Here is a 15,611-nt window from a genome sequence, read left to right on the forward strand (position 1 = left end):
GCCATTGCCCGACCAGGCTCGTATGCGCCGGCTGATCAATCAGCGGCGCCACCGCGCAACACACGCTCAATAATCAGCCCGATAGCGCGAACGCCTTCAGGAGACATCATTTCCAGGTGGTGAACGTCGACCAATTCATCCGTCAGTCCTCCGTGCGCGTACGGACCCCAAACCTTATCGGCTTGCTTTGCGCCCGAACGATCCAACGAACTCACGAAAGTGATCGGCCCCCCGAACGACTGCGGCCGATGGGCGTTGATCAGCTTCGCCGAAATCGCAATGCTTGTGAGCAACCGTTTGATCGCAGACGCATCGAGTCCGATTCTCTCTCCGTCGACAGCCGCCAAGATCTCTGCAGACCTCTCGACCGACAATTCATCGAGACTTTCGTTCTCGCCGAAGACAATCCCCATTGCAGCCAACTCAGCGCGCACCTGGACAGCATGCTCTGATTCGTCGCGTGTCTCCGGCGAACCGTCCAGCAAGATCAACGCCTCAACGATCTCGCCTCGCTCCTCCATCTTCGCCGCAACCGCTTGAGCAATGATCGCGCCGAGCGACCAACCGAGAATTCGGTACGGGCCTGACTGCTGAACCCGGGTGATCTCGTCCACGTAGCGATCTGCGTAATCGTCAAGGGATCGTCCCTGGAATGCCTCATCAGTCAGAACTGGGCTCTGCAACCCATAGAGCGGAATCGAACGGTCCACAACTGCCGCCAACGGTGCAAAAGGCCACGCCAGTCCGACAAGTGGATGAACACAGAACAACGGGACATCGCTCCCTGTCGTTCTCAGCGGCAGAAGCGTTCGTAGTGCATCATCGGTTTTCGCATCGAAGCCCACTCGAATTCCAAGTGCAATCCGTTCTGCGAGTTCGCTGACCGTCGAAGTTGTGAAGATGAGTCGCAGTGGGATCTCCGCTGAAACTGCTGCGCTCAGCCGAGCCGCGACCCTAGCAGCGACCAGTGAGTTGCCACCCAACTCGAAGAAGCTGTCGTCCGCCCCGATGTGCTCAACACCGAGAATCTCTGAAAAGACGCTTGCGACAAGTAGTTCAGCTTCGGTAGTGGGAGCTCGGAACACCGCGGCCTCGAACACCGGCTCCGGCAACAACTTCCGATCCAACTTCCCCGAAGCATTGAGCGGAAACGCATCCAACACCACAAACTGCGACGGCACCATATACGACGCCAACCGCTCCCCCACACCCACCTTCACCACATCAACATCAACCGAAGATCCCACCGCAGCAGTGACATACGCAACCAACTGATCACGCCACACCACCACCACCACAGAACCCACACCCACCTGATCCCGAACCGCAGACTCGATCTCCCCCAACTCGATCCGCTGACCACGCAACTTCACCTGAAAATCACTACGACCGACATACTCGAGCTCACCCGACACACCGATCCACCGCACCACATCCCCCGTGCGATACATCCGCGAACCCGACACGCCGAACGGATTCGCCACAAACCGCTCCGCCGACAAATCCACCCGCCCGAAATACCCACGAGCGACCTGCACACCCGACAAATACAACTCACCCGCAACACCCACCGGCACCGGACGCAACCGCGAATCCAACACCAACACCGACGAATTCCACACCGGAGCACCCATCGGCACCACCACACCCACACCATCGAGCGGACCCGCCGCCGTCGCATGCACCGTGAACTCCGTCGGACCATACAAATTATGAACCTCAACCGACGGCAACACCGACAACACCCGACGCACCACCGACGCCGGCAACGCCTCACCCGCCGCGAAAATCACCCGCAACGAACCCAACCCACCACCACCGAGGCGCGAGATCGTCGCCTCCGACGTCTCGACAACCTGATCGACGAACACCTCCAACATCGACGGCACAAACGACACCATCGACACCGACTCCGCCGCCACCACCGACGCCAAATACCCCGGATCCCGATGACCGTCATGAGTAGCCACCACCAACCGAGCACCCACCGCCAACGGAACAAACAACTCCCACACCGACACATCGAACGTCACCGGAGTCTTGAACAACACCACATCAGAACCCGACACCGCATAACGCTCCGCCAACCACGACACCTGATTGACCACACTGCGATGACTGACCGCCACCCCCTTCGGCCGACCCGTCGACCCCGACGTGAAAATCACATACGCCGTATTCCCCGACCGCAACGGCGCAACCCGATCCACATCAGAGACAGGCGCACCCGAAAAACCAGACACATCAACAACATCAACCTCGACCACCGGCACAACACCAGCATCGAAACCAACATCAGACGTACTGACCACACACACCGGCGACGCCGACTCCAACACATACCCATTACGCTCCGCAGGCTGATCCGGATCCACCGGAACATACCCACCACCAGCCCTGAGCACACCGTAAACCGCAACCAACAAATCAACCGACCGACGAACCGCAACACCCACCAACGACTCCGGCCCCACACCCACCGAAACCAAATACCTGGCAAAACGATTCACCCGAGCATCGAACTCCGCATACGACAGAGACTGACCCTCGAACGAGAGCGCCACCGCACCCGGAGACGCCGCCACCTGCGCATCGAACCCGTCCAACACCGACACGCCCGCAACCTCACGAGCCGTGTCATTCCACCCCTCGAGCACCAACGAACGCTCAACAGAATCCAAGATATCAACGTCACCAACAATGGTTGACCGATCAGCAACGACGGCAGCCAGGATGCGTTCGAATCGGGTTGCCATCGAGGCCACCGTCGACTCGTCGAACAGATCCGTCGCGTACGTGAACGTCGCCGCCATCCCGGCCGGGGCACCGGACTCGTCGAACTGCTCGACCATGGTCAACTGCAGATCGAACTTCGCCGCAACCGCGCCGGTATCGACGCCCGCAACCGTCAGATCGCCCAACTGCAAAGCGGTCTGGCGTGCGCTCTGGAACGAGAGCATCACCTGGAACAACGGATTACGCGCCTGCGACCGCGCCGGATTGAGCACCTCCACCAACCGCTCGAACGGCACATCCGCATGCGCAAACGCGCCCAGATCACCCTCACGAACCCGACCCAACAACCCCGAGAACGACTCCGAAGAATCCACCTCCGTCCGCAACACCAACGTATTGACGAACATCCCGATCAAATCATCGAGAACCTGCTCACCACGACCCGCCACCGGAGTACCGATCGCAATATCGGACGTCCCCGACAACCGCGACAACAACACCGCCAACGCCGCATGCACCACCATGAACAACGACGAATTCGACTCACGCGCCAGCGTCACTCAACGACACATGCACATCACGATCAATCACGAACGAATACGCAGCACCACGATTGGACGCCACCGCCGGCCGCGGACGATCAGCCGGCAAATCCAACTGATCCGGCAACCCCGCCAACGCCGACTCCCAGAACCCGATCTGACGCGAAATCAACGACCCCGCATCATCTTCCGAACCAAGAGTCTCCCGCTGCCACAACGCGTAATCCGCATACTGCACCGCCAACGGCGCCCACCCCGGAACCTCACCCCGAGAACGAGCCTCGTACGCCACCATCACATCACGCGTCAACGGCCCCATCGACACACCATCACCACTGATGTGATGAACCACCAACGCCAACACGAACTCCGACTCCGACACCGCGAACAACCGCGCCCGAACCGGAACCTCCACCGCCACATCGAAACCAGCCGACAAGAACTCCGTCACCGCACCAACGACATCGGACTCCGACACCACAACCGGCGACAAATCCAACCGCACCCGATCCGCCGACAACACCTCCTGGAACCCGACACCGTCGACCTCCGGATACACCGTCCGCAAAATCTCATGCCGACCAACAACATCCGACACCGCAGCATCCAACGCCGCCACATCCAACAACCCCGACAACCGAATCGCCACCGGAATATTGTCAACATTGGATCCCGGGTCGAATCGGTTCAAGAACCACATCCGCTGCTGCGCCAACGACAACGGCACCCGCTCCGGACGCACCCGAGCCGTCAACGCCGCCCGCGCACCCGAACCAACCCCCGACTCCACCCGAGCAGCCAACAACTCCACCGACGACGCCTCGAACAACACCCGCACGGGAACCTGCGCATCCAACGCCTGCCCCAACCTCGCCGCCACCCGAGTAGCAATCAAAGAATTACCACCCAAAGCAAAGAAATCATCATCCAACCCGACACGCTCGACCCCGAGAACATCCCCGAACACCGACGCGACAATCTCCTCCACCGCCGTTACCGGAGCCCGGAACACAGCCTTCTCGAACACCGGCTCCGGCAACAACTTCCGATCCAACTTGCCATTGACTGTCAGCGGCAATTCTTCGAGCACCATCACAGAATCCGGCACCATGTACCCGGTCAGGAACTGCGCCACCGATGACAAGACATCAGCAACCACCAGGTCGACACCGGACTCCGGCACCACGTATCCCACGAGACGATCTCCAAGGGCAGCATCCGAACGCACAAGCACGACCGCACGCGCCACACCTTGAACACGCAACAACGCAGCTTCGATCTCGCCGAGCTCGATCCGGAATCCACGCAACTGGACCTGGAAATCACTGCGGCCTGCATACTCGAGTTGCCCGTCGACACTCCACCGCCCAACGTCACCGGTGCGATACATCACCGCGCCGGAACTCGTGTGCGCAAAAGGATTCGCCACAAAGCGGCCAGCCGTCAGACCTGGCTGTCCTACATACCCGCGCGAAAGCTGCTCTCCCGCGATATACATCTCGCCGCGAACTCCCACCGGAGCCGGACGCAATCGATCATCGAGCACGAACACCGAGAGTCCGCCCAACCCGCGTCCGATCACAGACGCTGTCGCCTCGCGCGCCCATACCGCATCCACCTCGAGGAACGACACGTGAACAGTTGTCTCCGTGATGCCGTACATGTTGACCAACCGCGGGGACCGATCGTCGTGGCGCTCGAACCACCGTTCCAACTGCGCAAAGTCCAGTGCCTCGCCACCGAATATCACGTACCGCAACGACAGCGGTGTCGCCGCTTGACCCGCTACTCGATCGGCCTCAGCAAATTGATAGAACGCGGACGGAGTCTGATTGAGTACCGTCACTCGCTCGCGAGCAACCAACTCCCGGAACTGTTCGGGCGAACGCGACGTGAGGAAATCGACCACCACAACCGTGCCACCAAATGACAACGCCCCCCACAATTCCCACACCGAGAAATCGAATGCGTAGCTGTGGAACAACGTCCATACGTCGGAGTCGTCAAACTCGAACCGGCTCTGACTGTTGGCAAACAACTCGACGACGTTGCGATGCGACACCGCAACACCCTTCGGTCGACCCGTCGATCCCGAGGTGTAGATCACATACGCACTATTCGAATCACGTAGCGGAGCAACGCGATCATGATCAGTGAGTGAAGATCCGTCGTACTTCGACACATCCATGGACGCGACGTCGAACACAGGAATGTCGAGATCGAGTTCGGTCCCACCCAAAACACACACCGGCCGCGCCGCGTCGAGCGTGAATGCGATCCGCTCAGCGGGATAGCTCGGATCGATCGGCAGATAGGCACCACCTGCCTTCAGCACCGCCAACAACGACACGACCAAGTCAACCGATCGAGGCAGTAGGACAGCCACCAACGACTCCGGCCCCACACCTGACTCAATCAGTTTGCGGGCCAAACGATTCGCTGCAGCGTCCAAGTCGACATACGACACTCTGCGATCTTCGAACACCACCGCAGTCGACATGCCCCGAGCCAGCACTTGCGCGTCGAACATCGAGACCAACGTCGTTTCTACTTCGGACTTCACCCGAACCTGATCGTTCCAGCCTTCAAGCACCAACGAACGCTCGACAGGATCCAACAACTCCACATCACCGACACAAACCGACGAATCCACCGCTGTTGCGGTGAGGATTCGTCCGAAGCGTTCGGCAAATGAGGCAACTGTCGACTCGTCGAACAGATCCGTCGCGTACGTGAACGTTGCCGCCATCCCCGCCGCAGCACCCGCGTCGTCGAACTGCTCGATCACCGTCAGCTGCAGGTCGAACTTCGCCGCCACCGACCCGGCATCGACACCAGCAACAGTCAGATCACCGAGTTCGAGGACTGACTGCTCCATGTTCTGGAACACCAACATCACCTGGAACAACGGATTCCGTGCCTGCGAGCGCTCCGGATTGAGCACCTCCACCAACCGCTCGAACGGAACATCCGCATGGCCGAACGCCTGAAGATCAGCCTCCCGCACACTTGCCAGCAGATCGACGAAACGAGCAGCACCCTCGACCTCGGTCCGCAACACCAACGTATTGACGAACATCCCGATCACATCATCGAGAACCTGCTCACCACGACCCGCCACCGGAGTACCGATCGCAATATCGGAGGTACCCGACAACCGGGCCAACAACACCGCCAACGCCGCATGAACCACCATGAACAACGACGAATTCGACTCACGAGCAACATCATTCAAACCAGCATGAACATCCGCACCCACCACGAACGAATGATCCGCACCACGATTGGACGCCACCACAGGCCGCGGACGATCCGCCGGCAGATCCAACTGATCCGGCAACCCCGCCAACGCCCGAGACCAGAACTCGACCTGACGCGAAATCAACGACGCCGCATCATCTTCCGAACCCAACACCTCACGCTGCCACAACGCGTAATCCGCATACTGCACCGCCAACGGCGCCCACCCCGGAACCTCACCCCGAGAACGAGCCTCGTACGCAACCATCACATCACGCGTGAGCGGACCCATCGAGAACCCGTCCCCACTGATGTGATGAACCACCATCGCCAACACGAACTCCGACTCCGACACCGCAAACAACCGCGCCCGAACCGGAACCTTGACCGCCACATCGAAACCAGCAGACAAGAACTCCGACACCGCACCAACGACATCGGACTCCGACACCGCAACCGGAGACAAATCCAGCTCGACCCGATCCGCCGAAAGGATCTCCTGGAACCCGACACCGTCGACCTCCGGATACACCGTCCGCAAAATCTCGTGCCGCGCAACAACATCCGACACAGCAGCCTGCAAAGCCGCCACGTCCAACGACCCCGACAACCGAATCGCCACCGGAATATTGTTCACCGCAGACCCCGGCTCGAACCGGTTCAAGAACCACATCCGCTGCTGCGCCAACGACAACGGAATCCGCTCCGGACGCACCATCGCCGTCAACGCCGCCCGCGCACCCGAACCGACCTCCGACTCCACCCGCGCAGCCAACAACTCCACCGACGACGCCTCGAACAACACCCGCACCGGAACCTGCGCATCAAGCGCCTGACCCAACCGAGCCGCCACCCGCGTCGCAATCAGCGAATTACCACCCAAAGCAAAGAAATCATCATCGAGACCCACCCGATCCACACCCAGCAGATCCGCAAACACCGACGCAACGATCTCCTCCACCGCCGTCACCGGAGCCCGGAACACCGCAACCTCGAACACCGGCTCCGGCAACAACTTCCGATCCAACTTCCCCGACGCATTCAGCGGCAACGCATCCAACACCATGATCAACGACGGAACCATGTACGACGGCAACACCGCACGCAGCGAATCCGTAAGCGCCACAACATCAACCACCGCACCCGACGCCGGCACCACATACCCAACCAAGCTGTCACCCGACTTGGAGTCAGAGTGCATCACGACGACGGCGTCGTTGACGTTCTCATGTGTGAGCAGGGCTGATTCGATCTCACCCAGTTCGATCCGCTGACCACGCAACTTCACCTGGAAATCGCTACGGCCGATGTACTCCAGCTCCCCCGATTTGGTCCATCGAACCAAATCTCCGGTGCGGTACAACCTGGCGCCGGCTGATCCGAATGGATCGGCGACAAATCGCAGCGCCGTCATAGCAGGCTCACCGTGATATGCACGAGCCACCTGCGGTCCACCCAAATACAGTTCACCGGCCACACCCACCGGCACTGGCGCCAACCGGCCGTCAAGCACAACAGTGGACGTGTTAGCGACGGGCGAACCGATCGGGACGACCAACGCCTCAGGAGTCGCCTCCCAAGCTGTTACCACCTCGACCTCGGCAGGCCCGTACCAGTTGTGCAGGCTCGCTGACGCGTACCCGCTGAATCGGCGTACGGTGTCGGCGCTCAACGCCTCTCCTGCGACAAAGACGCGACGCACCGACTCCGGCAGCGGCGCGGGCACCGCGGACATGAATGCGTTCAACATCGACGGAACGAAATGCACAGTCGTGACCCGCTCTTGCGCAATGGTTTTCGCAAGATAATCTGCGTCCCGGTGTCCGTCGGGAACCGCGATGACCAGTTTCGCTCCAGTTTGGAGAGTCCAGAACAATTCCCAGACCGAAATGTCGAAGGTGATCGGCGTTTTCTGCAGTACCACATCCGAGCGATCAAGCCTGTAGGTCGCCTGAGCCCACACCAACTGGTTCACCGTTGCGCTGTGTGTAATCGCAACGCCCTTGGGGCGACCTGTCGAACCTGAAGTGAAGATCAGATACGCCGTGTTTTCCGATCGCAAAGGCGAATTGCGTTCAGAGTCGGCTATCCGGCGAGATGGGAACCCGTCCAAGTTCAGAGCCTCGACAGTCACCATCCGTCGACCCGTCGACGCGAACTGATCGCGAGCGGTAGTCAGAATCAGTACCGGATCCGCCGCCTCTACGACGTACTCGGTGCGTTCTGCTGGATGATCTGGATCGATAGGAACGTAGGCGCCCCCAGCCTTCAGAACGGCGTAGATCGCAACCACGAGGTCAATGCTCCGACGCATCGCCACACCGACCAACTGCTCAGGTCCGACTCCTTCGGAAATGAGGTGACGCGCGAGTTGATTGACCTTGGCATCGAACTCCGCATACGTAAGTTCAATTGCGTCCATGGCCAACGCGACAGAGTTAGGCGTCCGCGCAACCTGCTCGTCGAACAACGAGACCAGCGTCGCATTGTCCGAGCACAAAGAACCGGCCGAAACAGCTTGCGCCAGTACCTGTTCACTCTCGCTCTGTGAGAGTACGGGAATATCACCCACCAGTACGTCCGGAGTTGCGGACACTGTGTTCAGAATTCGCAACAGACGATCGACGAATTCCAACACCGTTGATTCGTCGAACAGGTCGGTTGCGTAGTTGAACGACCCGTGCATCCCCGAGGGTTCTCCCGACTCGCTGATGACCTCGGACAGAGTGATCTGAAGGTCGTATTTCGCCGTTCCCGAGTCCGCTTCGATCCCGGAAATCGTGAGTTCTGGCAACACGAACTGCGTTTGCGCAAAGTTCTGGAACACCAACAAAACCTGGAACAGCGGTGAATGCGCAGTAGAACGCACGGGGTCGATCTCATCCACCAACCACTCGAACGGCACATCCGCATTGGCAAACGCCGATAGATCGATTTCACGCACCTGCTCCAGGAACGAACCGAATCCTTCCGACGCTTCGACGTTCGTGCGTAAGACCAGCGTGTTGACGAACATACCAATCAGATCGTCGAGTTCGGCCTCGCCGCGTCCTGCGACAGGAGTACCAAGGACCACGTCCGGAGAACTGCTCAGTCTGGACATCAAAACAGCCACCGCCGCGTGAATGACCATGAAGACAGTCACGTTGTGGCCCTCTGCGAGCCTCGACAAGCCTGAATGAAGGCGTGCATCGACCGTGAAATCGACTGTCGCTCCGCGCAATGACTGAATCGCCGGCCTGGCACGATCCAAGGGGAGATTCAGGACCGGCGGAACGTCAGCCAGCTGCGCGTGCCAGTATGCAATCTGCTTCGACGCGATCGAATCCGGGTCGCCGTCCGAGCCCAACATCTCGCGTTGCCACAACGCATAGTCCGCATACTGCACTCCGAGAGGCGCCCACCCCGGAACTACGCCCCGAGATCGGGCCTCATACGCGACCATGACATCGCGCCCGAGTGGACCGACCGAGGAACCGTCTCCGGCAACGTGGTGGATCACGACAACCAACACGTAGTTGTCAGAGCCAAGGCTGAACAGTTTCGCTCGAACGGGGACCTCAGCACCGACGTCGAATCCCTGTCCGACAACCTCTGCTACGCGCAGCATTACAGACTCGGCGTCGACCTCGACTGGACTCAAGTCCAGCACGACATCTTCGGGTGGAACAATTACCTGCATTGGTCCATCTGTATCGCTTGGGTACAATGTTCTGAGCGACTCGTGCCGTGCCAGGACATCGGAAACAGCAGCTTTCAGCCCCGCCACGTCCAGCTTCCCTGAAAGCCGGATCGCGAGAGGAACATTGTAGACCGGCGACTCTGGGTCGAGTTGGTTCAGAAACCACATCCGTTGCTGTGCAAGGGACAACGGCACCCGCTCCGGGCGCACCCGAGCAGTCAATGCCGCCCGAGCACCCGAACCGATCCTGGTCTGAACTCGGGCAGCCACGCCCTCGACCGAGGACACCTCGAACAGCACCCGTACCGGAACCTGCGTATCGAGCGCCTGCCCAAGGCGGGCAACCATCCGAGTCGCAATCAGCGAATTGCCACCCAAAGCAAAGAAATCATCATCAAGCCCGACCCGATCCACACCCAACACCTCGGCGAAAACCGAGGCAACCGACTCCTCCACCGGAGTCACCGGAGCCCGGAACGCCGCAGCCTCGAACACCGGCTTCGGCAACAGCTTCCGATCCAACTTCCCCGAAGCATTCAGCGGGAACGCATCCAACACCATGATCTGCGACGGCACCATATACGACGGCAACACCGACCCCAACGAATCCACAAGCGCCGCAACATCAACCACCGCTCCCGACGTCGGCACCACATACCCCACCAACTGATCACCGGTCTTGGTCGACACCACCGCCACCGACGACACCGACACCGACACATCGGCCACCAGGGCCGACTCGATCTCCCCCAACTCGATCCGCTGACCCCGGAACTTCACCTGGAAATCGGTGCGCCCGATGTACTCGAGCTCCCCCGACCAGCCCCACCGCACCAAGTCCCCCGTGCGGTACATCCGATCGCCGACACTGCCATGAGTGAACGGATTCGCCACGAAGCGATCCGCCGACAAATCCGGACGAGAAACATACCCACGAGCCAACTGATCACCCGCAAGATACAACTCACCCGCAACACCCGCCGGCACCGGACGCAATCGCGAATCCAAGACGAAAACCTGCGAATTCCACTGCGGCACACCAATAGAAGCCACACCACCGTGGACAGCATCCGTCACATCCGCGAACGTGATCGACACCGCGGCCTCGGTCGGACCATACAAGTTGTGAACCCGCGCGCTTGAAACAACACCGAAATCGCGCACCGTCTGCGCCGGCAACGCCTCGCCGATGACGAACACATCACGCAGCGAATCCAACTGGCTGGCAGAGACTTCCCCCGCGAACACCGACAGCATCGTCGGCACGAAGTCCGTCACCGTCACACGCTGATCAGCGATCACCGACGCCAAATACCCCGGATCCCGATGACCGTCATGAGTGGCCACCACCAACCGAGCACCCACCGCCAACGGCAAGAAGAAGCCCCACAACGACACATCGAACGTCGTCGCAGTCTTCTGCAAATACACATCCGACCCAGTCAGAACATACTGACCCTGCATCCACGCCATCTGATTGACGATCGCCTCATGCGAAACCGCCACACCCTTCGGCTTCCCCGTCGACCCCGACGTGAAAATCACATACGCAGCATTCGAACCACGCAGCGGCGCAACACGATCCACATCCAACACAGGCGCATCCGAGAACCCGGACACATCCAACTCGTCAATCAACACCACATCGAACTCACCCGGCAACACCACACCGTCACCAGCAGTGGACAACACACACACCGGCGCCGCGGTCCCGAGAATATGACCATTGCGCTCGACCGGATGATCCGGATCCAACGGCACATACGCCCCACCCGCAGCAACCACCGCATACATACCCACAACAAGATCAACCGACCGACGCATCGCCAACGCCACCAACGACTCCGGCCCCACACCCACCGAAATCAGATACCGCGCAAGACGGTTCACCCGAGACCCGAACTCCGCATACGACAGAGACTGTCCCTGGAACATCACCGCCACCGCACCCGGCGTCGCCGCCACCTGCGCAACAAACCCGTCGAGCAACAAAGCGTCGTCAGTCAACTCGTGAACGGTGTCATTGACCGTCACCAAGACCTGCGATCGCTCGTCCTCACCGAGCAACTCCACATCCCCAACAACCGAATCAGGCTCCGCCACCATCGCTTCCAGAACACGCACCAACCGCTCCGCAAACGAAACAACTGTCGACGCGTCGAACAGATCCGTCGCATACGTCAACGACATCGGCATCCCCACACCGACGCCGTCCTCCTCCAACGGCGTCACCGTCAACTGCAGATCGAACTTCGCGATCTCGACACCGGCGTCGAAACCGGCAATCGACAGTCCCGGCAACTCCACGACATCCTGCGCCATGTTCTGAAAGAACAGCGCAACCTGGAACAACGGATGATGGGCCTGCGACCGCGCCGGATCAAGCACTTCCACCAAACGCTCGAACGGCACGTCCTCGTTGCCGAACGCCCCGAGATCGACCTCACGAACCCGACCCAACAACGCCGAAAAAGACTCCGAAGAATCCACCTCGGTCCGCAACACCAACGTATTGACGAACATACCGATCAGATCGTCCAGCTCCGGCTCACCCCGCCCTGCGATCGGAGAGCCCACCACAACGTCGTCACTACCGCTCAGCCGCGCCAACAACACCGCCAACGCCGCATGCACCACCATGAACAACGACACATTACGATCAAGCGCCAACTGCTCGAGCGCTCGATGTAACCGCGCCTCTATCGAAAACTGGTAACTCGCCCCCTGATTGGATGCCACCAACGGCCGCGGGCGATCCGCCGGCAGCTCGATCCGCTCCGGCAACCCCGCCAACACCGACGTCCAATACCCCAACTGCTCGGACATCAACGACGACGGATCGCCCTCGGACCCCAACACCTCACGCTGCCACAACGCGAAGTCCGCGTACTGCACCGCCAGCGGCGCCCACTGCGGAACCTGACCACCCGCACGCGCCACGTACGCCACCGACACATCACGCACCAATGGCCCCAACGACACGCCATCAGCAGCAATATGGTGAATCACCAACGCCAATACAAACTCCGACGAGCCCGTCTGGAACAAACGAACCCGCAATGGCACCTCGACCGTGACATCGAACCCCTCTGCCACCACTGGCGTCAGCACACCGAGCAAGTCGGCCGCGTCGACAGTTTCGGGCAATACAGTTCCCACGAATTCGTCCACCGGAAGTACTTGTTGGAACCCGATGCCCTCGAATTCCGGGTAGACGGTCCGCAACACCTCGTGCCGCGCAACAACATCCGACAGCGCTGCGGACAGTGCCGAAACATCGACGGCACCGGACAACCGCAACACGATCGGAATGTTGTTCACACCAGACACAGAGTCGAATCTCGACAAGAACCACATCCGCGACTGTGCAAGGGAAAGAGGTATCCGCTCCGGACGAGAGCGAGGGGCCAAGGCAATTCGCACATGCCCCGCTGAATCTGACAGAACAGATGCAAGTCCGGAGACTGTCGAGTACTCGAACAGCGTTTTGACCTGAACCCGCACATCGAAAGCCGCACTGAGACGCCCGGCCAATTTCGCAGCAATCAACGAGTTGCCGCCGAGTTCGAAGAAGTCGTCGTCAGCGCCGACTCGGTCCACCCCCAAGAGTTCTTCGAATACGCGCGCGACCAGGACCTCACCAGCGGAGGATGGCGCTACAAACTCTCGGGCCTCGAATACGGGATCAGGAAGTGCTGCCGAATCCAGCTTTCCTACCGGCGTCAAGGGGATCTCGTCGATGACAACGACAGCCGCCGGAATCATGTGACGGGGAAGATCCGTCTTGACCACTGCCAGGACGTCATCCCCGGACAACACGGCTCCAACTGCAGGAAGCACATAAGAGATTAGAGCCGTTTCACCGCTGGGCAACACTCGCCCGAGAGTTGTCACAAACTCGACCCGTTCGTCGAGTGCGATGACCGCGTCAATTTCAGTCAACTCGATGCGGAAGCCACGGATCTTGACCTGGGAATCGGACCGTCCGACGTATTCGACGCTACGATCGCCGGCAGCACTTTCCGTCCACCGCACCACGTCCCCCGTGCGGTACATTCGTTCACCCTGGGCCCCAAAGGGATTCGCGATGAATCGATCGGCCGTCATTCCTGCCAAATTGTGGTATCCGCGCGCAACCTGCGGCCCTGCAAGATAGAGCTCACCCGTAGTCCCCGTCGGTACAGGCTGCAAGCGAGCATCCAATACCAAAGACGCTGCACCACGAATCGGACCACCGATCGTGACGGGATCACCCGCGCCGAGTTCCGTCATGTTCGTGACGATCGTCATCTCGGTCGGGCCGTACGCGTTGAAAAAGTGGCGTCCGGGCGCCCACTTCGCGACCAACTCTGGCGGACACGCCTCACCCGCGACCACGACGACAGCAACATCGTCGAGTCCAGATGGATCCACCGATGCGAGCACCGAAGGAGTAGCGCCGACATGCGTCACTCGCTCTGTCTTGATCAGCTCGGCTAGCTCGGGCCCACCGTAGATGCTCGATGGGGCAATCACCATGACGGCGCCTGCTCCGATCGTCTCGAGTAGTTCGAAGATCGATACGTCGAAGCTTGGAGTCGTGAAGTGCAAAACCCGTGAATTGCCGTCGAGCGACAGCATGCGAATTTGCTCTCGCTGCAGGACGGCTAGCCCCGAATGCGAAACAACAACACCCTTGGGTCGCCCTGTGGAGCCGGATGTGTAGATGACGTACGCGGCGTGCTGCTCACGCAGTGTTCTTACCCGCTCGTCATACGTCACTGGCGCGCCGGAGACAGCGGCCAACGACTCGACAGTGTCCGAAGCATCGATCGAGATCCACCCGACCGAGTCAGTTAACCCGGCGCGTGCACCCTCAGTGGTCAACCCGACCGAAACTCCAGAATCGCTGATCATGTAGGCCACGCGATCGGCTGGATAGTTCGGATCAACCGGGACGAAGGCGGCGCCGGACTTGGCGACTGCCCACAGTGCCAGAACGGACTCGATGGACCGCGGTATCGAAATTGCAACCCGATCCTCTGGCCCCATGCCGCCGGCGATCAACAATCTCGCCAAACGAGACGATTGCTCGTCCAACTCTGCGTATGACAGCGAACGTCCTTCGAACCGCAACGCCTCCCGCTCGGGCCCCAGCTCGACGGCCGCCGCCAGCAGTTGCGGAAGCAACGATGTGCTGGCACGACGGCCGCGTGCCGGACGCTCTCGACGTGCCTTGCGAGCTACCGACGTCCCTGGCGTCACACCATCGGAGCTCATGCGGTCACGACCTGCACTCGAACGGCATGCTGGAGGAACACGTGCTGCGTCAAGACAATTTCACCTTCGCTTTGGTACTGCAGTTCGATCAGTATTCGCAGGAATCCGATCACTTCCGAGGTTCTACCCTTGACCTGGGCAAATCGCGTTCG

The 15,611-nt window shown here is 60.1% G+C and carries 2 protein-coding genes; both read right to left on the bottom strand.

The genetic code is table 11. The annotated features are described in order from the left end of the window. Positions 1-35: 35 nt before the first annotated feature. Positions 36-3,296, bottom strand: a complete 3,261-nt coding sequence (locus EEB12_RS06305) for a non-ribosomal peptide synthetase (RefSeq protein WP_261989818.1) — start codon at positions 3,294-3,296, stop codon at positions 36-38. Beyond that, positions 3,280-15,459 (bottom strand): non-ribosomal peptide synthetase, encoded by a 12,180-nt coding sequence (locus EEB12_RS06310; RefSeq protein WP_141487526.1) that lies wholly within the window; start codon positions 15,457-15,459, stop codon positions 3,280-3,282. The genes EEB12_RS06305 and EEB12_RS06310 overlap by 17 nt, the downstream gene beginning before the upstream one ends. Positions 15,460-15,611 lie beyond the last annotated feature (152 nt).

Origin of the sequence: Rhodococcus sp. WS1 (assembly GCF_003797745.1) — a bacterium.
GTDB lineage: Bacteria > Actinomycetota > Actinomycetes > Mycobacteriales > Mycobacteriaceae > Rhodococcus_F > Rhodococcus_F erythropolis.